22 protein-coding genes are annotated in these 26,745 nt (G+C 52.0%); 10 read left to right on the top strand and 12 right to left on the bottom strand.

The features are described from left to right. From AC07OI_RS19705 to AC07OI_RS19675, 7 genes are all read right to left on the bottom strand, one after another. Window positions 1-1,964: SIR2 family protein (locus AC07OI_RS19705; protein WP_495258423.1), on the bottom strand; the 1,964-nt coding region annotated here is incomplete at its 3' end. A gap of 351 nt (window positions 1,965-2,315) precedes the next feature. Beyond that, window positions 2,316-2,924: a PqiC family protein gene (locus AC07OI_RS19700; RefSeq protein ID WP_495258421.1), complete on the bottom strand. Its 609-nt coding sequence runs from the start codon at window positions 2,922-2,924 to the stop codon at window positions 2,316-2,318. Then, window positions 2,921-4,675, bottom strand: a complete 1,755-nt coding sequence (locus AC07OI_RS19695) for a PqiB family protein (RefSeq protein ID WP_495258420.1) — start codon at window positions 4,673-4,675, stop codon at window positions 2,921-2,923. The genes AC07OI_RS19700 and AC07OI_RS19695 overlap by 4 nt, the downstream gene beginning before the upstream one ends. Beyond that, window positions 4,668-5,324 carry a paraquat-inducible protein A gene (locus AC07OI_RS19690; RefSeq protein WP_492701399.1) on the bottom strand — a complete coding sequence of 219 codons (657 nt, stop codon included), beginning with the start codon at window positions 5,322-5,324 and terminating at the stop codon, window positions 4,668-4,670. The genes AC07OI_RS19695 and AC07OI_RS19690 overlap by 8 nt, the downstream gene beginning before the upstream one ends. After that, a complete protein-coding gene (locus AC07OI_RS19685; protein ID WP_495258419.1) occupies window positions 5,317-5,985 on the bottom strand; it encodes a paraquat-inducible protein A in 669 nt (222 codons plus the stop codon). Before AC07OI_RS19685 ends, AC07OI_RS19690 begins: the two co-directional genes overlap by 8 nt. Window positions 5,986-6,429: 444 nt before the next feature. Continuing rightward, entirely contained in the window at window positions 6,430-7,155 is a 726-nt protein-coding gene (locus tag AC07OI_RS19680) for a hypothetical protein (protein ID WP_495258418.1), read from the bottom strand. 446 nt (window positions 7,156-7,601) lie between these two features. Further along, window positions 7,602-9,887 carry a pre-peptidase C-terminal domain-containing protein gene (locus AC07OI_RS19675; RefSeq protein WP_492701393.1) on the bottom strand — a complete coding sequence of 762 codons (2,286 nt, stop codon included), beginning with the start codon at window positions 9,885-9,887 and terminating at the stop codon, window positions 7,602-7,604. 1,649 nt (window positions 9,888-11,536) lie between these two features. On the opposite strand from AC07OI_RS19675, the gene AC07OI_RS19670 reads away from it, so the two are divergent. The 4 genes from AC07OI_RS19670 to AC07OI_RS19655 all read left to right on the top strand — a co-directional run bounded on the left by AC07OI_RS19670 (window position 11,537) and on the right by AC07OI_RS19655 (window position 16,976). After that, window positions 11,537-13,066, top strand: a complete 1,530-nt coding sequence (locus tag AC07OI_RS19670) for a hypothetical protein (protein WP_495258417.1) — start codon at window positions 11,537-11,539, stop codon at window positions 13,064-13,066. 29 nt (window positions 13,067-13,095) lie between these two features. After that, window positions 13,096-15,216, top strand: a complete 2,121-nt coding sequence (locus tag AC07OI_RS19665) for a hypothetical protein (protein WP_495258416.1) — start codon at window positions 13,096-13,098, stop codon at window positions 15,214-15,216. A 236-nt stretch (window positions 15,217-15,452) separates the two neighbouring features. Next, window positions 15,453-15,626: a hypothetical protein gene (locus AC07OI_RS19660; protein WP_492701387.1), complete on the top strand. Its 174-nt coding sequence runs from the start codon at window positions 15,453-15,455 to the stop codon at window positions 15,624-15,626. A gap of 102 nt (window positions 15,627-15,728) precedes the next feature. Next, entirely contained in the window at window positions 15,729-16,976 is a 1,248-nt protein-coding gene (locus tag AC07OI_RS19655; RefSeq protein ID WP_495258414.1) for an amino acid--tRNA ligase-related protein, read from the top strand. A 100-nt stretch (window positions 16,977-17,076) separates the two neighbouring features. Here AC07OI_RS19655 and AC07OI_RS19650 read toward each other — a convergent pair whose 3' ends face one another. Then, window positions 17,077-17,616 (bottom strand): hypothetical protein, encoded by a 540-nt coding sequence (locus AC07OI_RS19650; RefSeq protein ID WP_495258413.1) that lies wholly within the window; start codon window positions 17,614-17,616, stop codon window positions 17,077-17,079. Window positions 17,617-17,964: 348 nt separating this feature from the next. On the opposite strand from AC07OI_RS19650, the gene dapF reads away from it, so the two are divergent. The 6 genes from dapF (at window position 17,965) to AC07OI_RS19620 (ending at window position 22,912) form a co-directional block, all read left to right on the top strand. After that, on the top strand, window positions 17,965-18,795 hold the full coding sequence (dapF, locus tag AC07OI_RS19645; RefSeq protein WP_495258412.1) for a diaminopimelate epimerase: 831 nt from the start codon (window positions 17,965-17,967) through the stop codon (window positions 18,793-18,795). 246 nt (window positions 18,796-19,041) lie between these two features. Further along, complete coding sequence (locus AC07OI_RS19640) at window positions 19,042-19,938, top strand: ABC transporter ATP-binding protein (RefSeq protein ID WP_495258411.1); 897 nt, start codon at window positions 19,042-19,044, stop codon at window positions 19,936-19,938. After that, window positions 19,935-20,753: a hypothetical protein gene (locus tag AC07OI_RS19635; RefSeq protein ID WP_492701375.1), complete on the top strand. Its 819-nt coding sequence runs from the start codon at window positions 19,935-19,937 to the stop codon at window positions 20,751-20,753. The genes AC07OI_RS19640 and AC07OI_RS19635 overlap by 4 nt, the downstream gene beginning before the upstream one ends. Further along, the gene (locus AC07OI_RS19630; RefSeq protein WP_495258410.1) at window positions 20,750-21,505 is read left to right on the top strand and encodes a hypothetical protein; all 756 of its coding nucleotides are present in this window, start codon (window positions 20,750-20,752) and stop codon (window positions 21,503-21,505) included. Before AC07OI_RS19635 ends, AC07OI_RS19630 begins: the two co-directional genes overlap by 4 nt. Before the next feature lie 522 nt (window positions 21,506-22,027). Next, window positions 22,028-22,339: a hypothetical protein gene (locus tag AC07OI_RS19625; RefSeq protein WP_492701371.1), complete on the top strand. Its 312-nt coding sequence runs from the start codon at window positions 22,028-22,030 to the stop codon at window positions 22,337-22,339. A 99-nt stretch (window positions 22,340-22,438) separates the two neighbouring features. Continuing rightward, complete coding sequence (locus AC07OI_RS19620; protein ID WP_492701369.1) at window positions 22,439-22,912, top strand: hypothetical protein; 474 nt, start codon at window positions 22,439-22,441, stop codon at window positions 22,910-22,912. Window positions 22,913-23,013: 101 nt separating this feature from the next. Here AC07OI_RS19620 and AC07OI_RS19615 read toward each other — a convergent pair whose 3' ends face one another. The 4 genes from AC07OI_RS19615 to AC07OI_RS19600 form a co-directional block, all read right to left on the bottom strand. After that, window positions 23,014-23,640: a LysE family translocator gene (locus AC07OI_RS19615; RefSeq protein ID WP_495258409.1), complete on the bottom strand. Its 627-nt coding sequence runs from the start codon at window positions 23,638-23,640 to the stop codon at window positions 23,014-23,016. Window positions 23,641-23,677: 37 nt separating this feature from the next. Next, a complete protein-coding gene (locus tag AC07OI_RS19610) occupies window positions 23,678-24,406 on the bottom strand; it encodes a site-2 protease family protein (RefSeq protein WP_495258408.1) in 729 nt (242 codons plus the stop codon). Between the two features lie 156 nt (window positions 24,407-24,562). Further along, the gene (locus tag AC07OI_RS19605) at window positions 24,563-25,468 is read right to left on the bottom strand and encodes an ornithine cyclodeaminase family protein (protein ID WP_495258407.1); all 906 of its coding nucleotides are present in this window, start codon (window positions 25,466-25,468) and stop codon (window positions 24,563-24,565) included. Window positions 25,469-25,477: 9 nt separating this feature from the next. Further along, on the bottom strand, window positions 25,478-26,731 hold the full coding sequence (locus AC07OI_RS19600; protein WP_495258406.1) for a D-amino acid dehydrogenase: 1,254 nt from the start codon (window positions 26,729-26,731) through the stop codon (window positions 25,478-25,480). Window positions 26,732-26,745 lie beyond the last annotated feature (14 nt).

The following is a 26,745-nucleotide window of genomic DNA, read 5'->3' as shown; positions in this document are numbered from 1 at the left end:
GTGGCCTGAGCAAGGTCTGTGCTGGACAACATATCCGCTTCTTTGCTTAATGTCAGTCCCCAATTACTCAATGCATCGTGCTTATCTGGTTTGATGGCAAGTGCCTGGCTAAATTTTTTGCCAGCCAGTTGCCATTTATCGGTGGCCTGAGCAAGGTCTGTGCTGGACAACATATCCGCTTCTTTGCTTAATGTCAGTCCCCAATTACTCAATGCATCATGCTTATCTGGTTTGATGGCAAGCGCCTGGCTAAATTTTTTGCCAGCCAGTTGCCATTTGCTGCTGGCCTGAGCAGGGTCTATGCTGGACAACATACCCGCCTCATTGCTTAATGCCAGTCCCCAATTATTCAAAGCCTCATGCCCGTCTGGTTTGATGGCAAGTGCCTGGCTAAATTTTTCACAGGCAAGTTGCCATTTATTGCGGGCCTGAAAAAGGTCTGCGCTGGACAACATATCAGCTTCCTTGCTTAATGCCACTCCCAAATTACACAATGCTTCATGTCCATCTGGTTTGATGGCAAGTGCCTGACCAAATTTTTCACCAGCCAAGTGCCATATACTACTGGCCCGATTGGGCTCTGTGCTGGACAACATTTCTGCTTCATTACTTAATGCCAATCCCCAATTACTCAATACATCATGCCCATCTGGTTTGATGGCAAATGCCTGGCCAAATTTTTCGCCAGCCAGTTGCCATTTATTGCTGGCCTGAGCAGAATCTGTGTTAGACAACATATCCGCTTCATTACTTAGTGCCAGTCCCCAATTATTTAAAGCTGCATTCATATCTGGAATCAATGCCAGAGCTTGTTGATATTTTTCTGTGACTGTCTGGAATTTTTGCTGTATTTCAGCAGAATACGTTTCAGAGTATTCGTTCAACGTGGCGAGCAATGAATTCCCGATCTCCACCCAGGCCCAGGCTGCGGCCTCTTTTTGATCTGGATCGGGGTTTTGAATGGAACTGTATTTATCAAGTACATCCTCATATTTTCCTGCTAGCAAGAGTTCAAACAGATCAAGATCGTTCTGGTTTTGTGCATTTTGATCTTTTGCATTTTTTAGTTGCTCATCCAGTGTTGATTTAAGTGCGCGACCAACATCCCCACCGGTACTGAAGTCAAGATCAGAAACGATGCTTTCAATATGATCAAATGGCTTGGTCAATAGCGGTGGTGGGAAGCATTCTAATTTTTGTGCCAGCGTGGTCAAGAATGTGTCTGCATCTTGCCCGCCTATGTAATAGGCTTCATTCGATTCGTGCCCCAGCAACTGTGTCACCAGATTATCAGATGGCTCTTTGTCAAAACCTGCCCAGTAAAGTCCACCATCAAAAACCCTGCCTTTTGCCAGAATTTTCAAGAGGGGATCTGCATCACCACTGTAGCCTATGACTACCCATGTCCGTTTGGTGCCGGTGTCGTCAACGATTTCTTGCAGCCTTGATTGATGTTCTTCCAGCTCTTTCTCGGTATTGAGCGTGATGAAACCGGTGTGCTGGCCATTCAGGTAAAAGATAGAGTTTGGGGCGACCCGATTTGCTTTGAATACAGATGAGGTGGCGAGGTCGTATATCGCGGGATATTTACCTACCAATGCACAGGCGCGGACGACAAGCGGGTCAAAGTTGACGGTCAACACCCGGTTAATTTTTTCTTGACGGAAAAGTTGAGCCAACGCCAGATGCGCCCAGTTGATTTTCGCTTTTTCTATATGCTTGTTTAGTAGCGTGCGTCTTTGCTGTGGGGTCAACTGAGACATGACGCTGTTGTAGTTGCCTTTGTCTTGAGCACGGTCATAGGCTGATTTGAAGGTAGTTTTAATTTCGTCAATCAGTTTGCCTGCCAGTGGGATACCGGCACTGTAAGAGCATCCTGCGCCGATCAGAAAAACGCATTCGCCGTCGGCATTACGGATAGCGTCTGCCACATCGTCAATAACCCTCGTCCAATTCTTTGCCATGCTTGTTCACTCCAATTTGCAAGCTGCTGTTTTCCAGTGTAGATAGTTTTACTTAACACTAACATAAGATGGCTGTTGATTTTGATGAAAATTGCAGATGTAGCAATATTTATCAAATTTACCAAGGTTGATCTGAGGGGAGGGGGATGGCTTTTTTGATGTGCGGCAAGCTTTGGCATTGATACTGCCTGCCGCTTGATGGGGGCGACCATGGCAGAAGCAAGATCGCATCGCATGCATGTCAATCCTGAGCATTTATTCAGTTTGAAAAGCATGAAATGCATGTCAAATGCAGGATGGCATTGCGCTCAATCATTCCTATGAAGGCTACAACGTGGCGACGCGGAAATTTTATCTGCGCGCTGCTTGTACACTCACCCCCACTTGCTCTCCCAACTGCTTCGCCGCCTCTGACATCGCCGGTGCCACGGCTTCATAGGCTGATCCATTCAAACGGACGGTGAATACTTTATGTTCACGTTTGAGCAGTTTGCGGCTGCTGTCCAGCACGACCCAGCTGGCTTCCAGTGTGAGCTGGTCGCCGCTGTTGATGAGTAGCTGATCTACCTGTACTTTGACGAGGTAGCGGGGCAGGTTGCCGCCAGGGGTGGCGGCGATGCCGGCGCTGATGCCGGTATCGGATGAGAGCCAGGCGTCGGGCAGGCGGGTGCGCAGGTGGGCGATGAGGGCGAGAGTCAGTTGTTCGTCCAGCGGGGCTATCCAGCGTTGTTCGTCAGAGATGATGGATTCTGTGGCGGACTTCTGGATGACCAGTTGCTGGCGGTTGACGGCTTCTGGCAGTTTGACGGTGGTGATGACGAGTTCATACTGCGGTTCTGCCTGATTGCTGGTCGTCAGCGGATAGTCGAGGCGATACAGGTGTTCGACTGGCGGCGTGGCGCAGGCGGTCAGCAGCAGGGTAAGCAGGGAAATCGTCAGGACGTGTGTGCTTCGCATCATGGTTTTACCTTTTGTTTGCCAAACACCAGGGCATCGGGGTGGCGTTCGAGCATGTCGGCCAGGTTGGCGACGGCGCGGGCGGACTTGGCGACTTGCTTCAATGATTCGCGCATGTCTTGCTGTAGCGGCGCGTCTTCTGCGAGTATTGCGTTGGCGCTGTTGAGGGTGCCGCGTGCTTCTTTGAGGGTGGATGTCAGCTCTGGGGTGACTTCAACATCGAGGCGGCGCACCAGTTTTTCTGTGCTGGCGAGTGTGCTGTTGAGCTTGTTCAGGGCTTGCACCAGTTCGTCGGATATTTTGTCGAAAGGCAGCTTGTCTATCTTCTTGGCGATGCGGCCTACGGTGTCTTGTATTTCACCCAGGCCGCCACCGACGGTGGGCAGCACGGGGTAGTCAGTACGCCAGTCCATTTTTGCGGGAGCGGCATCGGGGAAGAAATCGAGGGCGATGTATAACTGGCCGGTCAGCAGATTACCGCTGCGCAGTTGGGCGCGCAGGCCGCGGGCGATGAGGTGGTCTAGCAGCGATCTTTCTTTGGCTTCGGTATCATCATCTGGCAGACGTGCACCTGACCTGACGCGGGATTTGAGGCGGTCAGGGTAGAGGCTGACTTCGACCGGGAAGCGCGGCAGGCGGCCATTCTCGGCAAATTCCACGCCCAGGGATTTAACCTCGCCAATGACAATGCCGCGCAAATCGACAGGCGCACCTTTGGACAAACCACGCAGGGTTTCAGGGAAGTACATGAGGAAGTTGCGCACCTTGGTGTCGGGAGCGCGCATGGCATGTTCGCGATCTTCAAACAGGGGAAAGACGGAACCCTCGAATGCGGGTTTGCCTCCTGGCAGGGCATCATCATGTTCCTGGAAGGCGAGGCCGCCTTCGATCAATGATGTCAGTGATTCTGTAGTGACGCGCAGGCCGTTGGCATCAAGCTGCATGTCAACACCGCTGGCATGCCAGAAGCGGGTATCTTCAGTCACGTACTGGTCATAGGGCGCGTCGATGAAGACGCGGATGGTGACGCCCTTGCCATCACGGTCAAGCTGGAACTTGGTGACGTGGCCGGCATTGATGTGGCGGAAGAAGATAGGTGAGCCGTAATTGACCGAGCCGGTCTGCGCACCATGCAAGACAAATTCTCGTCCGGGTGAATCGCGGTTGATCAGGGGCGGTTCTTCCAGCCCGGTGAATTCATTGGTGGTCTCAGTGGCTGTACCCACATCGACGCTGATGTAATTGCCAGACAAGAGGGTGGACAGGCCAGAGACCGAGCCGCCAGAAATGCGTGGTTTGACAATGAAGAAACGGGTGTCGGTCGCCAGGATGTCTGACGCACTCTTGATCAGTTGCGCCGTGATCAGCACGCGCTTGCGGTCTGGTGACAGGGCAATGGCTTTGACATGGCCGACATCCACATCCTTGTAACGCAGCCTGGTCTTGCCAGCTTCCAGCCCCTCGGCTGATTTAAAGGTGATGGTGATGACCGGACCCTGGCTGGTAACGCTTTGTACCACCAGCCAGATGCCGATGAGGGCGGCAATGATGGGCACGGCCCAAATGAAGGAGGGCAGGCGGCGCTGTGGCTTGACCTTGACGACGGGCACCATGGCATCTACCGCATCTACCTCATCAACTGTATCGGCTGCATTCGCGGTATTAGTGGCATTTGCGGTATTTGCGGCAGCGACAGCCTCTGCAGGTTTTTCTGCAGGAGGTGTGGCGGGTTTTTCTGAAGTTGGATCACTCATGCGTCTTTGTTACCCAGATTAAACGTGAATCAAAGCTTTGTGCCGACAACATCGTCAACACCACCACAGCACCAAAAGCCAGCGCGCCACCGCCAGGGTGTATTGCCGCCAGTGACTGAAACTGGACCAGTGCCACCAGCACTGTCACCACATACACATCGAGCATCGACCAGCGCCCCACGGCTTCTATCATGCGGAACAATTGTGTGCGCTGCAAAGGGTTCCAGGCAGATTTTTTCCAGCAGGTGAAGAGCAGCAGGCTGATGGAAAACAGCTTGAGCAAAGGCACGACGATGCTGGCAAAGAATACCAGCAAGGCCAATGGCCACGAACCAGAATACAGCAAGACCAGCACGCCGCTCATGATGGTGTCATTCTGCGCACCAAAGATGGTATTGGTTTGCATGACGGGCAAGAGGTTGGCGGGGATATACAGTATCGCCGCGGCCACCAGATAAGCCAGCGATTTTGTCAGGCTGTCTTGATGGCGCAAATGGAGGGACGCGCCGCAAACAGGGCAGTGGGTCGCGGCTTCGTCATGGGTGCAGCACAGGGTTTCGCAAATGTCGCAAGTGATGAGCCCGGTAGCAGCGCCCGTCTGGCCAGCCAGATTGGTCGCGGGGATGTGGCGGTATTCGTGTTCAGCCATGGGGCACTCCGGCGGGTGCAGACTTGTTGTCTTCCATATTATCTGCAGCATGTGCCCACAGCCAGACATTGCGCGGCGTAAGTACCGATGTCAGCGCTGCCGTAAAAAAGATCAGTGACGCGCATGACCACAAGGCCGGGCCGATGACAATATCGGCCATGTGCTGCAGCTTGACCAGCGACACCAGCAAGCCCAGCATGAAAATTTCTATCATGCTCCAGGGGCGCAGGGTCTGTAACAGGCGCAAAGGTGCACCCAGGGCGCGTCTGGCGTCACCAAACTTGAGTACGCACAATAAGTAGATGGCTACCGATATCTGCATGGCTGGTGCCAGTATGGTGGTGATAATTACCAATAGCGACAGGATATGCATGCCGTCATCCCACATCGCCAGTGCTGCATGCAGCAGGGTGGTGTCACGGGTGACCTGCTGCACTTTGAGCGACAGCAGCGGGAAGCTATTGAGCAGTAACAGCAAAATCACCGTCGTGACGGCCAGCGCCAGTGCCACGTCAACACTGGCCTTGCCATTCCTGTACAACGTCGCCTGGCAACGCGGGCAACTGGCAGCTTCGCCCGTCACCAGAGGCACATCAATGCAAACCAGGTCGCATTCATGGCAGACGATAAATTTGTTGGCAGGCTCGATGGCGGGCTTCACGTTATGGTGCGGGGTCAGGTAGAAATCAAGAAAATAGCGCAAAAACGACAGTATATGAGTGTAATCAATTTTGGGGATTAATCATAGAATAACGGCGGGGGCACCGTTTTATTGTGACTTTGGCGGGGTTTTGGGGGTAAACAGGCGAGTTGGCATGTAACTATCTTGTTTCCCTGTGTGTGGTAATGACAAACGAATATAAAATTGCCGTGACGTAGGGGCGATTAGGTGCGTAGGGTGCGTTGCAACGCACCGCAAATGAACCACAATAAGAGACGTCATATTATGAATGATGATCAGTCATGCTAGTTTAATGTTCCGGCGAGTTTGAATTTTCAGGGAACTGGTGCGTTATAACGCACCCTACAAGTTGCTGGTCATTTTATGGGAACGGATTTTTCGCTGTGGTGAGAGGTCTTGCTGTCCAGAGTGCGAGACTATCGCTTATTTCTGCCTGATCTGGCAAGCCTCAAGCAAAGCCATGACTTCATCAAATTTTTCTCTGGCATGCGCATTCTGCGTGGCATTGCTGCGATCGTATTGATGATAAAAAACTGGGTCACCGATCTTTTTCTTGACCCAGTCCATATTCAGCGTGCCGCTGCGCCTCAGTCTCAGGTAGATGCTGACTGAATCCAGATAGGTATCGTCATCTGCCAATTCTTTATTTGCTTCATGCCAGACTACCCAGGTGTGGAGGTGCTCAAACGGCACCATCACCACGCGATTTTTTTCTGGCACAAAGCGATAGTTTTCTTCTGCCACCAGCATGCTCTGCGAACAATCGAGGTACAAGGTTTTTGTGCCGGCATGCTGCTTTCTGGTGCGGTAATCATGTATCGGGGTTTGCTTGCGCAAGCTCAGCCAGACGCCCGTCGCATAAGCCAATAAAACAGCATACGTGTTGACAGACGAATTTGAAATCTCGATAAAATTGCGAAGTATGAGAGACAGGATGACAAAAACTGGATACAGGATCAGGCTCCAGAGTACCGGCCCCCAAAAAAACAGGCTGACAAACGTAGACCAGAGCGATAGCTCACGAGTGATAATTTTGAGCATCAATAATTTGCTTTTTTTCCTGAGCGCATACAGAAATTCACCTTCATCAATGCCATAACCACCACCGTGCTCGTGTTTGGTTTCTATGGCAAAATTTGTTTGTAGCATTCAATCCCTTAGATTGCGTAATGTAGTGGTGCTCGTGTATTTGTAGGTTGCGCCGCTGCTTATTCCGTGCAAACGGATTTTGCGCAGATGGATCCCAGCCTGCGCTGGGATGACGTTAACAGGTTTCAGGAGCATTTTAACTCTTCCCCCGTTTCAATCCGGTTTCGGCTTCTCGTCATACAAGTTTAATCCGGCGTACGACGCACCTTACGGTGACGTGGGCGTAACGGGAGGCGCATTGCAATGCGCCCAGCATCTGTCCATTTTCTGCGATCTTAGGTATGTGAACGATGTCGCTCTCTGTGAACCTCTGTGAAACCTCTGCGTCTCTGTGGTAAAAGGCATTGAAATAAGGCCGATACGCCGACAAAAAAATAAGGCCCCGGGTTTTACCCCGGGGCCTTAATGCCGTTACTTTTTAAATCAACATCAGATCAGGACATAGCTTAGTCTGTTGCTACCAGACTTACGCCGCTGATCGCGCTATACGCTTTGACCATGACGTAGTAAGTGCCTGCTGCAGGTGAGTTGATGGTGATGCTTTCATTGTTGCTGGCACCGTTGGATTTTTGCAGGTACGACGATGTCGTTGGTGCAGAACCCAGTTTGACATACAAGTCAGCATCGCCAGAGCCGCCGCTGGTTTTGAATGTCACTGTCGGACGGCCAGCCGGTACTGCGAAGGTGTAGATCGATGATGCGCCTGATGCCAGGTTGATGCCTGTCACTGGTACGCCATTGCTCAACACGTTCGGTGGTGTGCCGATTTGATAGCTGGCAACCAGGTTGACGCCATTGGATGCAGTGTAACCGTTCAGCAAGACATAGTAGGTGCCTGCTGTTGGTGTTGCCACAGTAATGGTTTCAGTACTGGTAGAGCCGTCTGATTTTTGCAGGTAGGCCGTGGTGGTTGGAGCAGCACCCACTTGTACATACAGATCAGCATCGCCTGAACCGCCCGTTGTCTTGAACGTCAGGTTGGTTGCACCAGCTGGCACGGCAAAGGTGTAGACCAGGTTGGCACCTGTTGCTACGTTGATGCCGGTGACAGGTACATCCTTGACCAGGACATTGGGTGGTGGCGGTGTCGAGCCCATGGCGGCTGCAAAGTTTGCCATGTTCAGGCTACCAAAACCACTGGCATAATCCCAGCCTGCCTTGGCGGTATAACCACCATTGCTGCCGGTTGTGACGTCGTGGAACATGCCCGGTGTGCTGGCCGCTTTTTGGTAAATCGCAGCAGCAGGGAAAGGCAGGCTGTTATTGTTCATCGACTGCACACGTGCCCAAAAGCCGGTGAAGATAGGTGCTGACAGGCTGGTACCACCGATCTGCTGGTTGGAACCATTGACAATCACCAAAGCACCGCTGGCAGGGTCAGCATTGAACGAGATATCTGGCGTGCCGCGTTTGGTAGAAGAACCCAATACGCCGGAACTGACTTGCCAGCTAGGTGCTGATTCTGTCAGGGATGGCCCACCACCCGCACCACCGTTTGCATTTGCCTGGCAGCTGGACGCTGAGGTACAAGACCACACCGATTCAGAAACCCAGGTAGTGCCCGAAGTATTGAGCTGGGTACCGCCCACCGAGATCACATAAGGCGAAGCCGATGGATAGCTTTGTGAAGTACCAGGGCCACCGCATTCATACGCGCCGGAATCACCGGACGAGACGGCAAAAGTCTGGCCCTGTGCAACCGCTGTCTGGAATATCTGGTCATTACTGGCCGTGATACCACCATTGAACGCATCGTTTTCACACATGCCCAAAGACACGTTGATGACCTTGGCCACGTTGTCAGTGACAGCGCGGTTGTAGGCAGCAGTAATGTCAGTCAGGTTCAGCGTGTTGGCTGTGTACAGCACCATTTTCTTGATGGTGCCGCCCGCAGTTGCCAGCGCATCTTGCGTGTCCATATTCCATTCACCGACACCAGAGGTGTCAGAGCTGGGCGAGCCTATCGTGACTGTTTCCACATTTACGGTCGGGTAACCGGCCTTATTGGTGAAGGTGTTCAAGTCCTTGATGGTTTGCGTCATGCTGCCTTGCGTGATGATACCGATAGTGGTATTCACTGCGCTGGGCAAGCTGGTGGCGTTATAGATCGCAGAAAACTCGGTAGGATTATGCCCACCTACAGCCAGCGTATTGGCATTTGGACGCACCAGGTTGGTGTGATAAGTATGCACATTTTGCAGGCCATGTACTGCCAGCACCGTGTCAGCCAGCGATTGCGGTATTTGTGCATCTGTCGTGTTGGCATGCACGGTACGGCCATCTACGCTAAAGGTTTGCAGATCGGTATTGAAGGCCGTTTTTACTGTCGCTGCCGCACCTTCTGCAGTGACGAGCATGCGATTATCCGACACCGTGATGTTGACGAAACCACTGGCCTTCAAATAATTCACTACTGCCTGCACCTGGGCTGTTGTTGGTGCAAAACGGGACATGAATTCGGCACTGGAAATCGTTTTGACATTTTTGCCGTTCAATATGCCCGTTGTGATGGCATCCAGCTCAGCCTTGTTGCGCAACTTGAGCGCGACCGACACTTGTGTCGGTGCACCCGCCTGCATCAACGTGGCGGCTGACTTGGAAGCCACCGTCGCTGGTACCCTGGTGGCTTTGGTTGCTGTCGGTGCCCATTGTTCTGCTGCCTGGGCCGTGTCGAACAGCATGGCCAAAGCCATGGAGACACCTGCTAGTTTGAGATTACAACTGATACGCATTACTTCTCTCCTTGTTTTTTTGATACGAAGTATGTGATCGGTTCGTGTTGGCGACGCCGATCCAGCTATTTACTCATCCCCATTCTTCCCAAAACAGGGATGGATGCACAGACAAAAACGGTGTATCCGCACCGTCCAGGCCCTACATCCAGGAACACCCAGGCAGGCTGCGCGAGGCCCACCCTTGGTTCCGCATTGCCATGCAGGCAATTGATCAAATTCCCCACATAACAATTCTTTCAGGCAATAGTAAGACCACTTGCACACGGCGACCGCCGTACAAGACTATTGGCACTGCTGAATTTTTTTATGGCACTGAAAAAAACTAATACCAGTTTGCCGTTTTGCAACAGAGGCAAATTATTGACATTCTTTAACAATATGTCAAAAGCAATAACTACTGATGTATAGACAAATATTTTTTATCATTTACCTTGAAATTTATGAAAACTTATTTTCATAGAGGAAAAGATATACTTTCATTACTGAAAAGGAATGAGTTGGAGCGCAAAAAATGGTTGCGAAATCACAACAAAATCGTCGCAAAAAGCGCACATCTGGCTGAAATTCTTGTGCCGATTTGCGCATTGATGTGCGTGTTTTGAACAAAAAAAGGGGGTAATAATAGGTGTTGTGATACAGGTTTTTTGTTGATTGCCTCATGCGTGAATCACATCAGCCCAATAAAGCAGGAATTAGAATTTCCCCTCTAGATTTGCGGGCTGATGAAGCGGTTTGTGATGTGCCCGGGGTCGCTTTTTTGGGGGGAACATGGGCCTGTCAGCGGGAGTAAGCAGGTAGCAATCGGCGCTTTTTTTGATGTGCTGTTTCTGGTTTGACTGAGGCTGCTTTGCACCAGGAATATCGTCGCACATGGCAGTAGCAGCCAGGCATGCTGAAGGCCTGCGGATTGTGATCGCTCCACTGGCCATTCTCACCGTGACGCAGCCGTCACCTGCGGCGCATTGCCAAGTGCTGCATGCAATCTCCAAATCTACAAGAAAAATATCTGTGCCGTGCGCGAGGTCCACAAAAGCATGCGATGCACAAAAATGGTGCAAGGCCGAGATCTCGCACTGATCTCATTTTCCTGCACCTGGGTACGCATTCTGCAGTCTCAATTTGTTTTTAAAATATCAATTGATTAAATATAAATAATGGTATATTTTGCATTATAATTTATTAACTACCAGGCATTCCCGTTGAGTCCGGCCACATATCGCATTAATAGGATTTGCACCTCAGTAGGAGTGGAGCCTTTCATCCCCCGGGTTCCAGAAATAGCTTCAAGAAAACTGACATTAAACGTTTCGTTCCCTATTTGACGCACGATAGAACTTGAGAAGCCATGTCCCCATGTCCAGTACCAGCTTATCCGTGTTGTCCAAAGTGCGCACTGCACTTCCCCCGGCATCAACGCGAGGGACGGTGCGTCACTATGTTTGGCTCTTTCCTGAATGATCAAAAAGCGGCAGTTTGATCGCTGCTGCAGGCCTTGCTGCACCGTCTCAAGTCAGGTTGGATATGCAGTCTATGGATGCTGTTTTTGATGGTTTTTTTGCTGTTTTTTTTGCGCAATTAGTTATGCAGAAAGTCGTCTTCCGTCAGAAGTGCCAACAAGCTTCTTTATCACAAAGAATGGAATGCTCATGAAAAAAATCACCCCTCAGCGCCGTTTCTTAATAAGCTCGATCAGCTCGGCTGCTGTCAATGTCATTGCTGCCATCGGCATCATCACGGCACTTCCCTCTATCGCTCTGGCACAACAGGCCCCGGTTCAAAGTACCGTAAGCTGCAACGCCAGCTCCACATGGGTCAGCAACCCGTCTTTGCCAGGCGATGTGCAGAATACCGACAATTGCAGTTTCCAGCAGTATATGTGGCAGGCCATGCTGTATTTGGTGCAGCCGGTAGCAAAGGGCAGCAAGGTTCTGCAATTTGAAACCTATATGCCTAGCTATGGCATTTTTGTCGATCCTGGCAAGACCCCGACCCCATGGGGGAAAGTACCCAAACCGGCGTATTGCAAAGGGCCATCCAGCTTAAAGCAGAACCTTAAACAGAACTATGTTTTTTCCAACCTGACCTTGCAGGCGGGCGTTGGGCAACCCTTGATCGACAAATCGCTGAACCGGGTTTTTTACGGCGTATCGGTGAATAAACCGAGCTATGACTTCATCACCGGTTGCGGCTTGTACCAGGCGCAGTGCAGTTTGACCCTCGCGCCCGACCTGGTTGATCCGGTTGGCTACAAGGTGGTGGACATTCCGGGTTTGTACCCGAATCTGGAGTTTCCCACCGGTGCCATGCAATTGAAAACTGCATGGAAGATTTTGACGCCCGATGAACTGGCGGGCAAGACCTTTTATAGCACTAAAGGCTCGGTTCAGGCACCCGACAAAAACTGTATGGAGAATGTGGACCTGGGGTTGGTGGGCATGCACATCGTGAGCAAGACACCGACCCAGCCGGAATTTATCTGGGGCACTTTTGAACACCGTAATAACGCGCCGTATTGCTCCTCGACCGATGCCAAACCCCCTCTGGGTGGAAACTGGACTTTTTATAATCCCAACTGCACTGGCGGCAACTGCACCCCCAATCATTATGCCGAAGGCAAAGCCACCCAGGTTTGCACCATGCACCCCTGGGGCGATCCGACCCTTGGTACCATGCCCAACAATTTGAATTGTAGCTCCACCCCGCCACCTGGCTATATCTGTGACCCGGATACCCAAAAATTCGTCATACAGCCCAGCACCGCCAATTTGCAGGCATTGGATTTATCAGTGCAAAAAATGCTGGCCGCATTGCCTGCGGGCGACGCCAATAAACTATGGGCCAACTATTCACTGGTCGGCAATGTCTGGACAGCCAGGGGGACATTACCGCCCTCAATGCAGGTACAGGTCGGGTCCTTGTCGGGCGCAAACAATAGCATGGAAACCTATGTGCAAAATGGCGTCTCCAATATTCAAAATCCCTACAATTGCTTCAGTTGCCATAACCAGGATGGCAAGAGTAAAGGCCAGTCACTGAGTGATGCAATCAAAGTTCAGTTGCCGCCAGCCGGGCTTTCCCACATCTTCAATTTACTGAATCTGAAAACCAAAGGTTGCAGCACAGGCGTGCTGCCAAGCAACGCAATGTGCGCCGCCAACGGTGGCCCTAAAAAATAAAAACCGTTTTCAAAAAAAGAGGAATTGACATGAGCTATTTGACCTATCCAAGATTGCACTTTAGCGGTGGCTTTCTGGCTGATCCAAGCACGGTGAACAATACACCGGACAACTATACCGATGCGAATGATGACATCGCAAAGTTGCAGCTTTACTGGAATCCCAACGGCACCGGTATTTTTGATTTTCAAAACTGTCTTGTCACCAAGGTCGTCTATGGGCCCGGCGATGAAACCACCGACCCCGCTGTTGATCCTGTGATTGGCCAACCAGTCATTGCGGCGTATGCGATGGCCGCACCCAAATTGGTTGACCTTGACCCGGATCAGCAAAATACCAGCGAAATATGGGGGCTGAGCCTGCAAGTGGCGGGCGTTAGCGCCAACCCGGCATCGATCAGCGATTTTGTCCGCGGTGATTACGTCGCTGGCTCGTATAACGCGGTGTGGGCCCAGGCCATCAACGGCCCACGTAGCTCGGGCAGTGGTTGCGGGGTATATCAATCAAGCCTGACCAACCTGAGCTGGACGACTGCGACAAAACCGCAGTCTAAATTTCTCAGTCTGCTTCAGCAACAATCGCCAAACCAATTGAGCGTCAATTTTGTGGTGAATGCGCATAACAATGCGCCAGTGATCTATTTGTTCAATACGGATACCTTGCAGGCATTGGTGAAAAAAGGCGTACCCGCCAATATCGTTGACAAATTACTGCCCATGACCCGATATTTCATGAACCTCGGTAGTAATGGCTTACCTGCCAAGCTGGGCCAGGTTCCGACTGAATCGTATGTCAATAATCAGCTCACTATTTTGTTAGGGCAAGCCGACGCCGATACCTATCGCGCCACTATCCTGGCAACGACCCTGGCACCGCCACCGTCGCCAGTGCCACCGCCGAACATCAATACTACGTTTCCAACCGGTTTGTTAACTGGCACGATAGGGCCGCAGGCTACGGCGACCCCTGTGTTTTATACGCCATCACGCATGATGGCGCCGATTGCGCTGCCCAATAGCAATACCCAATGTAATTTTGCCCCGTTCTGCACGCAGGTGCTTAGCGATAGCAATGACAGCAAGGAAGTATTGATTACCGTTAATCTGGGCAACTCGCTCTCCACCGACAAGCCAGGCTATAACGATCCGGCGCAAAGGTTCGGGGTTGCCTTGTATGCGTTGGGCGATCTGTTTTTGGTTTATTTTGATCAAAGCCAAGGGGCGGGCATTAACTTGAACAACGCGGTGACTATCGCCGCTTTGCCAAACGACCCGACCCAGATGGCAGAGTTGATGACAGTGAGCGGTGGTATTCTGACGGTGAAAGTCAATCCTGCCTTACTGCCACCTGGCTTGACTGTGCAGCAGGCGGAACAAGGGGTACTGACGATGCCCCTGGGCCTAGTGGGAAAAAATGCATTTTTTCAAATTATCTGGCTGGCAGAAAATATCAATGGCTATAATTTACGGGCCGATCAGTTTGTCTTCAGGATGAACCCCGGCATTCCATCGGGAGCTAACGGCGAAACGGCGCTGGTTCGCCTATATGCCACCAGGTTTGGTCAACCTGCGGCCAATATCGGCCTACAGGCAACGCTGATGTCGCCGGAAGATTCCGTGAAATACACTAGCAATACCATGGGTACTGGCGGCACTTCTGGATTGAAAAACATCGCGGTACCGCAAAATGCCTTGTCCTTCAACACTGCGCCTTTGATGACCAATGCGCAAGGCATGGTCGAATTGAAAATCGTCGGCACTGACCCTGGTTTTCCGCGCGCCAGTCAAAACGTCGATGGGCAAATTTACTTTGTCCGCTACAATTTCGCCGATCAGGCTATCGCAAAAGGCTACACCCAGCATCCTGACGATTTGATTAGCATCCTGCTGTTTAGCCAGCAAAACTTCCCCGATTGTCCGACCTGGGATAACTGCATCCAGTTCATTCTGCCGCAATATGCCAAGCTGTATCCCATCATGGGCCGTTTCAAGCTGGACGACTATGCGACTGTGGTTCAATATGCCGAGCCTATCCGCACGGTGCTTGCAAAACCAATGGATGATGCCTTGCATATGCCGGTCATCCGGGATTTGTCGATTCAGCGCACGCAAATTATCCTGGACTGGTTTGCCAACCATACGCCGAAATAAGACATGGTCCATTACCTCTGTGCGGCTAATTTGAAATGCACCAGTTGTTGATTTGTACTGAAATTTGAACTATGTTTAGCAAGCTGCCCCTGCTTATCCTGATGAGCAGGGGGGCAGTGAGCAGGATGCGTTGCAATGTACCCTGCTGACAGCTGGGCTATTGACAGCCAGGATCATCTTGATATAGCCTAATTGCTCGGTGTCATGCAGACACCCAACCATTTTTGACAACAATCATGCAAACTACTTTGTATCCACGCATAGCAAGTACGCCGGAGCCACGCTCCATGCGTAGCTTCGCCTGTGCGAGCAGTGGTTTGCTGCTGGTTGCCCGCATTAATAATAATGATTCCAACTCGAACTCGGGCTGGAGTCGTTTCGCTGTATCTGCGCTGTATCAGATTAAATAAATAGCGAAAACCACGATTCAAAAAAGCCCGGAGATTCCGGGCTTTTTCATTTCCGGAATCCGAAGGCGGCATTTTTATCAACCCGCAATCAAGGAGAAGGACATGTTTACATTCGAGGAAATCGCCGTACAAGCAGGAAAGAAAGTAAGAGTGGAGGCTTTCGTGGCAACCACCCGCATACAAAGCAAAATGGCATTCGTCATTTTGCAGTCTGGCGCGAGCAAAGTGCAGGTCGTGGCATCTGGCGCGGCACGTGAGCAGGCGAAGGCATTGATGCAACAGGCGTATGCTGCGGTCGAAGGTACCGTAGTCGCGTCGGCGCAGGCACCAGGCGGTTTTGAGATACAGGCAGAGTCAATCGAATTGCTGTCACCGACGGTGCAGTGGCCAATATCCAGCGATAGTGAAATTGGCACAAAGCTGGCATGGCCGGCAGCGCGTTTTCGCGAGCGCAAAGAGGCTTTGGCGCTGATAGTGCAAAGCGAAATTGAGATGGAAATGACTGGCTATCTGAGGAGCCAGGGCTTCATTGGTATCCATTCGCCCAAGCTCATGGGGGCGCCGTCTGAATCAGGCTCAGAAGTGTTTGAAGTAAAGTATTTTGGCGAGCGTGCTTATCTGGCCCAGTCACCGCAGATATACAAGCAAATTGCCATCATGGCTGGTCTGGGCAAGATTTATGAAGTTGGCCCTGTGTTCAGGGCAGAGCCCAGTTTTTCATCGCGCCACGCGACCGAGTTCATCTCCTTTGACGTTGAGCTGGAAGGAGTCAAAAGCGAAGTCGAGATCATAGAGCTTGAGTGTGCGATGATCACCGCCGCCTTGCACCAGGTGTTTGCCAGGATTGGGCCAGAGCTGGCCTTGCACTACCCTAAAACGACAGTGCCAGCGGCCTGCCATATCCTCGAATTTGCAGAAGCGCAGGCCTTGCTTGGTGTGTCCGGCGACGAATCTCTCAGCGCCGAGGAAGAGCGAAAACTCGGTGCAATGATGCAAGAGCAGGGCCATGAGCTGGTGGCGTTGACCCGCGTACCATGGAAGCAAAGGCCGTTCTACCATATGCGCGAAGGTGATAGCCTGACAAGGAGTTTTGAGCTGCTCTATCGTGGCGTTGAAATTACCACGGGTGCCATACGCGAGCACCGGTACGATATCCTGATGGCGCAACTGGCAGAAAAGGGGCTGACAGGGAAGGGCCTGGAATTCTATCTGGAGTCATTCAAACTGGCGGCACCACCGCACGGCGGCTTTGGCCTGGGCCTGGCACGTTTGACAGCTTTATTCCTTGGCTTGCCGGGGATTAAAGAAGCGACGTTTATTCATCGAGGGCCAGGGCGGCTGTCGCCTTGAGCATGGATTGCTCGCTGATCTTCAAGGCGCTAAAAGAAACGTAGATGGGGTGGCGCGGCGTAGTGCGATATGCTGCGACGCAGCGCGCCTGCCCTCCGGTTTAAAACTTCGATTCCCATTGCGCATTGCCGCTTCTGTCCGTCGCGCCATAAATGGTACGTGCAACGGCGCACAGCGCCATGACTTGCACCATTAGCAAATACCATCCCGCTTCACCGGCGGCGACTGCGTCCTGGGTATGGCTATTGAGGCGCATGGCGTGCTTGACCCTGGTCACGTAGAGGGAAATGAATTCCATGAACGAAGCGGCTGATGGATGTGAGACAGTGCCCATGAAGTAGAAAGACAGGTAAATGCCCAAAAAAATCTGCAAAACGAAAGCCACGGCGGCCAGCAGCAAAAAGGCAAAATCAATGCGGCGGGCTGGAAACTTGAAATGGTTTGCGACCAGGTAAAACCCGCTCAGGGCACAAAACCCCATGAGGATCGCACCTATCGGCAGGAACACCAGATAAGAAAATGAAAAAAGATTCAGGCCGGTACCACGCCAGACCAGGGTGTTGATGATGCTCACCAGCAGCGAGCTGATCAGGCAACATGCCCAGGCGAGAGGTCTTGCGTATGGAGATAGGGATGTCACGGGCTGGCCTTGATGTGGGTAGGGTACTGGATTTTTTATCTATCCTGCAGGATAAAATTTTGCGCGATATTATCCTGCTGCTACAGTGGCGTCAAGGATATGCATTTGTGTGGCCAGATTGCGCCTGGCGCCGATATCATGCTCATCATCAGGCAATTGAATATTACGCAGATGGATCTCAGCGACGCTGGTTGGTGATAGCGGCAGCTTTGACGCGACCATCTTAAGGACTGGGGCAGCGGCATAAGCGGTATCCCGCCCCAGCACATGTACAAATCTTCTTGAACAAGCTAATTGTTTGCCGTATCTTTGTTGTCTGTACAAACGATGCAAACGGTGGATACCTGCATGGAAATCAGTTTCGCAAAATATCAGGCTTTGGGTAATGCCTATCTGGTCGTTGATGCTGCGGCGATAGATATGGGCGTGGATGAAATCAAGCGCCTGTGCGATTTCCGTACCGGCATAGGCAGTGATGGTGTGTTGTTTGGCCCCAGCTATCCGGATGACGCGGATTTTGGTTTGTGCATCATCAATCCAGATGGCAGTGAGGCCGAGAAAAGTGGTAACGGCTTGCGTATCTTTTGTCAATACCTGCATGACCAGGGGCTGGTTGGCACACAGGCTTTCAGCGTCAAGACTATTGGTGGCATTGTGCAGGCCAGGGTTTTTCCTGAACAGCAATTGGTGGAAGTGTCGATGGGGCAGGTCAGTTTTCAGGCAGAACAGATACCGGTGCTCGGGCCAGCACGCGAAGTCTTGCTCGAAGAGATCGCTCTTGGCGAGCGCACCGTGCAGGTGTCTTGCGCCACCATAGGTAATCCCCATTGCGTGGTGCTGACAAAGGAAGCTACTGAAGCGGTGGCAAGAGAACTGGGCCCCTCGCTGGAACAGCATCCACTTTTCCCCAATCGCAGTAACGTGCAGTTCTTGCGGGTGCTGGACCGCCAGAACATACAGATAGAAATCTGGGAGCGTGGTGCAGGTTACACCCACGCATCCGGCAGCAGCAGTTGCGCCGCCGCAGCCGTGGCGCACAAGCTGGGCCTGGTTGATGCAAACCTGACGGTGCATATGCGGGGTGGGGATATCCAGATACTTATTTCACCAGAATTTGAAGTGATGATGACGGGGCCGGTGCGGGCGGTATGCCATGGCAGGGTCGTGGTGCGGGGATAGGTTTTTCTTCGGGCCGCAATTTCCGTGATGTAGCCGTCATGTTGTGGAGCAGGGCGCATTGCAATGTCCCTTCAATGATCTTGTCTGCTGCCAAGAATTTCCCATTCTTTTCAAAATAGTAATACACTCCTGCCTTTGATACACACACTTTTATCAGCAGGGATGATGATGCTCATCCCATTGTTTGCTGCCAGCCTCACGCACTGAATACGCCATGCTGCACATAAAAATGCCTTAAGGAATGTAATGATCAAAGTCACGCAACTACAATTTGATTATGGGAAGAAGCGCGTCTATGACGACTTTTCGCTGACGCTGAACAAGCCCGGCGTGTATGGTCTGTTTGGCCGCAATGGCAGTGGCAAATCAACGCTGTTGAAGATATTGTCGGGTTTGCTGTTCCCACATGGTGGCGAAGTGGATGTGCTGGGTTACAAGCCAGCGGCACGCTTGCCGACCTTTTTGGAGCAGGTGTATGTCGTGCCGGAAGAATTTCATCTGCCCGATATCAGCCTGGCGGTGCTGTATAAAACCCATGCACCGTTTTATCCACGCTTTTCTGGCAGTGATTTTTTAAAGTATGCCGAGATTTTTGAAATCCCGCGTGACAAGGGTTTTGCCGCCATGAGCCTGGGGCAAAAAAAGAAGGCTGTCATCGCCTTTGCCCTGGCAACGCACACACCCTTGCTGTTGATGGATGAACCGACCAATGGCCTTGACATCGTCGGGCGCTCGCAATTCAAGACCATCCTGGGCGGCAAGGAGCATGCGAACCGCACGGTGATCATCAGCACCCACCAGGCACATGACCTGGAGAGCCTGATGAACCATGTGTTGTTCGTCGATAGCGGCAAGCTTGCCCTGTCAGCCAGCATGGAGACGCTGCAGCGTGCTTTGCACCTGGGTGTGGCCGATAACCAGGCTGACACTACTGGCAGTATTTACCAGGAAGCTTATGGTCACCAATGGGCTTATGTAAGCCGCAATGCGGGTACTGCGCCAGGTGTCGTTAATCTTGAATTGCTGTACAAGGCGCTGAGCATCAACAAGCAAGGCGTGCTCGATGCGGTGGCGAGCTATCTGAGTGCAAAAAACGCAGCAAATTCAGCAGATGCAACAAACATGGCGGGGAATACGCAATGACGGACTTTTTTGATATGCAGCGTTTTGGCCGCCTGCTGCGTGCGCACTGGGCCGAGAGCTGGCGCGAATATGCCTGGTTTGCCGGTGCGCTGGTGATGCTGGATCTGATCGCTATTGTGATTTCTTTCAGCACTACATCTGGCAGCATGATCTGGCAATTCCAATTTCAGGGGCAGCTCATATGGTATATGACGGGTTTGTCCTTGTCGGGAGTGATTTTTGCGGGCAGGTATTTCAAATACCTGCTTAATCCTGGCGCCAGCCTGATCGCACTGATGCGCCCGGCGTCAGTGTTTGAAAAATGGCTGATGGCTTTTCTGGTCATCAGTATTTTTTATCCCCTGGCCTATAGCCTGCTGTATATCCTGTTCAACTATCCTGCTGTTCAGTTGGCCAGGGTGATGTCAGGCTCATTATCAGGTTGCGAAACTTGTGCCAGGGATTTTCGACTCTACATCCCTTTTCTGACGGCAGAATTAGCGGAAAAAAGCACAAATGATGCGGAATTTTTTTTGAAGTCCCAGTTATTTTTCTTCATGCTGCTATCGGGCGCGCAAGCGCTTATTGCCGGAGGAACGGCATTCTTCAAACGCTCACCCGTATTACGCACGGTACTGTTTTCCTTTTTGCTGTTCGTCTTGTCGATCTGGATAGGCAGCGCCCCGCAATTAGGTATTTTCACCCGGTATTATGGCGAAGGTGTAATACAGTACAGCACCATGGAATATGGGCTTTCACTGGGGCTGTGGCTGGGTGTGCCGCTGTTGCTGTGGATAGTGCTGTTCTTCCACATCAAAGAACGTGAGGTAGCATGATGTCACGTTATTTTTCAAAAATCGGGGTCTGGCTTTTCATGCTGACAGTGGCCTGGTATCTGGCAGGCAATTTCTTGCTGAACAATGTAAAGAAAGAGCAGCTATCCCATGCTCAAAGCATCCATGTCACCAAGCAGCAAGCAGATATCGGCAGTAATAACAGGGCGGTGATTCGTACACAGGATACTGATGCGCGTGGCGTAGAGATTGATCTCATTTTCGACCCCGCAGCTACGCAGGCAACGATCAGTAATGAGAATATGCAGCTTGGGGCCAGTGCGCAGTTTATCGACGGTGTTTTCAATATTACCATCGGTAAGGGCGTGGCAACACGAGGGGGTTATCCACGAGGTAAAACCGAAATCCGCCTGCCTGCTACAGTCAGTAAAGTAGAATTTTTTGGCGTGAGTAATGTTCGGATTTCTGGAAGTTTGCCAGCACTGTCAGCAGAGTTGACGGTGGAATTCCTGGATAGCGCATCACGCGTCACGATAAATGAATTGCTGATCAGCCGGCTCAAACTGGCGTCTGGCTGTAAAAATCCTGCTAAAGAAAATGATTGCTCACTCAATCTTGATTTCAATGGTCAAATCCAGGTCGGGAAACTGGAGGTGACCATGCAGCATGGAAGCTTGAATTATTCTGGCATCGGTGTACCGCAAGAAACCCTGCTCAATGCTGGTGGCGATGTGCTGGTCACAGGGCGGCGCGATTTTCTGCAATCGCTTCGTTTTAGTAGTGGTAAGCGATGAGCGGGTATGATTATCGCATTCCCAAGCCGAATATCTTTTTCGTGTTCGACGTTGACATGCGTCGCAATATATTGCGCCCTATGTTAGGGCTCCGCTTGAGGTAGGGAGCTTGCATACAGTAAGGTGCGTTACAACGCACCAGAAAAGCCGTAAAGGAAATTTTATCGTGGTTTATATAAATAAAGTATAAATTATTTATATAATATTTATATCTCTACATGACCATTGTCCTGATGGTGCGTTACAACGCACCCTACGCATTATGACCGTCCAAAAAAAACGACGCCATGCAGCAAGCAGGCGTCGTTTTTTTATGTTCCTACGCGCGTAACGCATGAGCATGGCATTCGGTTGACAGGTGACATGTCGTTTAGAACAACAACACTAAGCCCCATGTTCTGTGGTTTTTTGCGTCAACGCAAAGTATCCGGGCGGCGTTTTTGGCTTACGTAGCAACACTACGAGATAGAAAACGAAACGCAAGACCGAGCAAATCAACCCAAACATAAAGAGGGAAATATCATGAACAAACTGATCACCGCCATCATCGCTTCCACAGTTGTTATGGGTAGCGCATTTGCACAGACACCAGCGAGCGCATCTGCAACTGCTGCATCCAAGCCAGCAACAGCCGCTGCAGCAGCGAGTGTAGCGAAATCTGCGCCAGCCGCTAAAGTGGTAGCCGCTTCTGCATCTGCCAGCGCCAGCGCGGCAATGCCAGCAGCTTCTACACCAGAAGCCAAGCCAGCCAAAGCTGCAAAACATGTCAAGCACGGCAAAAAAGAAGTGAAAGCAGCAGGCGCATCTGCAGCAGCCAGCGCAGCATCGAAATAAGTTTCAGCAAGTAGTTGTAGAACGCATACCGGCAGCCAGACGCTGCCGGTCAATCAAGCAAAAAATAAATCGCTCACAGACATATTAAGGATTATCACCATGAACAAACTCATTACCGCCCTGATCGCTTCTACCGTTTTGATGGGTAGCGCATTTGCACAAACACCTGCAACTACTGTTGCAACTACTGCAGCAAAGGCAACACCAGCAGTGACGGCAGCCACCCCAGCTAACGCAACCACAGTTGCAACAAGCACAGCAACACCAGCGGGCAAGGCAGTAACGACGACGGCAATGGCAACAAACACCACGGCCGCAGCTACATCTGTCACTACGCCTGCAGCTACACCAGCAACGCCAGAAGTCAAAACTGCAGCAGTAGAAAAAACTGCAGAGAAACATGAAAAGCATGTCAAACATGCCGCCCATGAAAAACATGCCAAGGCAAAGACTGAAGCAAAAGCTGAAGTGAAAACAGAAATCAAGCCAGAAGTAAAAGCTGAAGTCAAAACTGATACAGCTAAAGTTGCGACAGCAGGCACAGGCAAGACAGCAACGCCAGCAACAAAATAAATTGCAGGGGTTTTAGCAGCAGGCAGCACCGGTTATAAAAAAAGACGCTTCATCATTCGCGATGAAGCGTCTTTTGTTATGCGTAACAAGTAAAACGGGTATCAGCGTGCTGATGCCACCAGCTTGATCCCCAGCGCCATCATGACGCCACCGGCAACGCGGTCCAGCCAGGTCTTGTAACGCAGGTAAGTCGTGCGTGGTTTTTCTGAAGACAGGGCGACGGCAACTATCGCATACCAGCTGGCTTCGATGATGAAGACGCAAGCAAGCAGCAATACATCAAACGCCAAGCTTTGCGTACGCGGCATGAAGGCAGCAAACACGCTGGCATACACGATGGATGTCTTGGGATTGCTGACCTGGGTAGTAAAGCCCAGCAGCAATGATTTGCGCAAATTGCGTTCACCTGTTTGTTCAGCCGCATTGATCTGCAAAGGCGCATGCGCACCACGCCAGATCTTGAAGCCCAGCCAGGCCAGATAGAGACCGCCCAATACCTTCAAGGCGATAAACAACACAGGCAGCGCCAGCAAGACACCTTGCAAGCCCAGCAAGGCAGCCAGTGCAAACAGTGTACCGCCCATGCCCATGCCTATGGCTGCGCTGACACCTTCAGCCCGGGTTGAACCCATCGCAGTGCGGGCTATCATCACAAAACTGGGGCCGGGGCTGATGACGCCGACAGTGAGTGCGGCGCAGATGCCGATGAGAGAAGCGTAGTTTTCCATGGGAGTCCTTGGCTGTTGGGGGATGGGGTATTTTATCTTATCTGCAGCGGGGGCCGACAATGCATGGGCAGATGGTGATTTGCAGGGTGCGCACGGCACACCCTACAAGCCAAAATTGCATCCAGACAGCATACGCTATCGCCAGACACCACGAGATCATCACAGCAATCGTCATGAAGACAACAAGCTTGTGGACAGCACCGGGATAGGGCTTGACTAGGCCAAGGCGCTGGGCCACAGCATTGATGACGTAGCTGCCATTGGAACCCGCCTGTGGCAGTAGATTAAAAGCCGCCAGCTTGGCTGCGACTATGCCCAGCAGGCTTGGCAATGCGGCGGTGTGGATCACGCGGGCTGCCTCAAGCAACAGGGTTTGCGCTGTCCCAAAAGGTGATAGCGCACCCATCACATATTGTACTGGCAATGCGATAAAGTCTTGCCATGCACCTGTACCCAGCAAGACGGCGGCCAGTATCATCAGGGCGGCACAGCCAGACAGGGTGACCATGATTTGCCGCCATAGGCTCAGCTGGTCAAATGCAAAGGGCAGGTCGGCGTCACTGACTACGCGTTCGCGGGTGTCGATGAATTTGACATAGCCATTCAGGGGGATCAGTTTCAGGATAAAAGCCTTGTACCTGAACAAGACTGGTCCCATGCCTATGGTTAATTCCAGTACCCTGGTACCTGCGGCCTGGCCTGCTGCAGCAATGCTGAATAAGTGCAGGGTGATGCAGAAGAGAATGATGAGGGCGAAAGCGAGCATGGCACGTGATGTGTGGATGGATCAGGTGCAATTGTAGTCTGGAATACGCGGTTCTTGATCTGTTTTTGTATGCTTTTATGCCATGCGGCGCAAAATCCGTTGAGGTAGGTTGACCGTCAATTTGTGGGTGCGCACGGCGCACCCTATAAGAAAAATTTACTCTACCAATTTGCGATAAACAAATTCCGCCAGCGCCACGTCTTCCAGCCCTACACCTATGGCCTTGTAGAGAATGATGTCGGATTCACTGCTGCGTATGCCTGTATCCTTCACGACATCGGTCATCTCCAGCACATCGTCCCATGCAAAGCTGTTCTTGTCGCACAAGAGCAAATCACCTGCTTCATAGGCAGCCTGTTTTTTCCATTCAACCACGATCTTGCTGGCGCGGCGTATCAGGGTGTCGTCCACTTCGCGTGTGTCGGGTTTGCTGGAGCCGATGGCGGCGACAAAGGCACCGGGTTTAGCATCATTGCCATCAAATAGCGGCGTGGTTGAGCGGGTGGCGGTGAGGATGACGTCGGCCTGGCTGGCGGCTTCAGCAGCGCTGGCGGCGCGGGCGGGGATGCCGTATTGCTTGGTGATGTGCTGTGCAAAAGCCTCCTGGCCTTCTATGCCGACCACCAGCACTTCGCTGAAGTTGCGTACGGCCAGCAGGGCAGGGACGTGGGCGCGGGCCTGTATGCCGGTGCCAAAGATGGCCAGGGTTGTGGCGTCTTGCCGCGCCAGTTTGTCGGCAGCGACAGCGGTGACGGCTGCTGTGCGGAATTCTGTCATGGTGTCACCTTCCATCACGGCCAGCAGGCGGCCATCGTCAGCCGCGAACAAGACGATCACGAAGGTGAACTTGCCATTGATGGTGGAGTAAATCTTGGCACCGACAGCATTCAGGCCAGGGATGATGGCACCCATGGCGCTGAGCTTGGTATTGCCGCTGTCTATGCGTACTCGTTCTTGCATGGCACCTGCCACTGCATAGTGGGCAAAAGCCTTGCGCATGACGGTGATGGCGTCTTTGACTGTCAGCAGGGAGGCGACTTGCTCGTTGGTGATGACTTGCATGATGTGTCCTTAATATTGATAGGAGTGATTGTTGATCGCACTTTGTTCGCCGTCGATTTGCTGGGCCAACAGTTCGGCACTGCCGCAAGCCAGCGTCCAGCCGAGTGCACCGTGACCTGCATTGAGGTAGAGATTGCTGACGGGCGAAGCGCCTATGATGGGAATGCCGGTGGGCGTTGCTGGCCGCATGCCTACCCAGGGGTGTATGGCATTTGCGTCTCCATTCACCGAGGGAAATAATTGCCGAGTTTCTTGCAATAAGCTTTGTGCACGGGCAGCGTCGATTTGCAGGTCATGGCCGACAATTTCTACCCGTCCTGCCACGCGCAGGCGCTCACCGATGCGGGCATAGACGATCTTCCTGGCGCTGTCGGTGATGCTGACGCTGGGCAGGCTGGCGTCTGCCTCGGATGCATCCAGCGTGATGCTATAGCCCTTGAGTGGATACACAGGCAAGTGCAGGCCAGCCTTGGTGGCCAGCGTGGCGGCATGCGATCCATTTGCCAGTACAAAGACATCTGCGCTGATATCGCCCTGGCTGGTTTGCAGCGCCTGCAGTTTGCCTGCCTGTACGAGCATGCCATTGACCTGGGTGCGATACAAGAACTTCACATCAGGATAATTGTGTATCAATGCCTGCGACAACTGCCTGCAAAAGAGGGCGCAGTCACCGACATCTTCAGACGGCGTGTAGACGCCGCCCACCCAACGGGCGGCTGCATGTGCCAGGGCAGGCTCTATATCCAGGCAAGCCTGGGTGGACAAGACTTGCTGCTCACAACCCAGTTGCGCCTGATAGGCGACTTGCGCAGCCGCAGCCTTGAGCGCAGCATCAGATGAATACATGACCAGCTTGCCTGCCTGGCGCAAATCAAAATCCAGTGATAACTGTGCTTGCAAAGTCGCCAGGCAATCGCGGCTATAGAAGGCCAGACGTAAAAGTTCAGCCGTGGTCTGCCTGGATTTGCGCTGGTTACAGGCGAGTAAAAAACTGCATAACCATTTCCACTGCGCCAGCTCCAGCGCAGGACGCCAGCTTAAAGGCGAATCAGGGTTCAACAGATAAGAGGGCATGCTGGCCCAGACCGAGGCATCTGCCAGCGGCGCAACATAAGAGTAACTGAGCTGCGCCCCATTGCCAAAGCTGGCACCTTCACCGGCACCATCATGCGCCTCGACAATGCTGACATCATGGCCGCGTCTTGCCAGTGCGTACGCGGTGGTGAGGCCGATGACACCTGCGCCGATGATACAAACTTTCATATTGGGCTTAATGA

Source organism: Undibacterium sp. GW821-FHT07F11, assembly GCF_059418665.1.
Note: the sequence above shows the minus strand (reverse complement) of the source record. Positions and strands in the feature narration are given on the sequence as shown.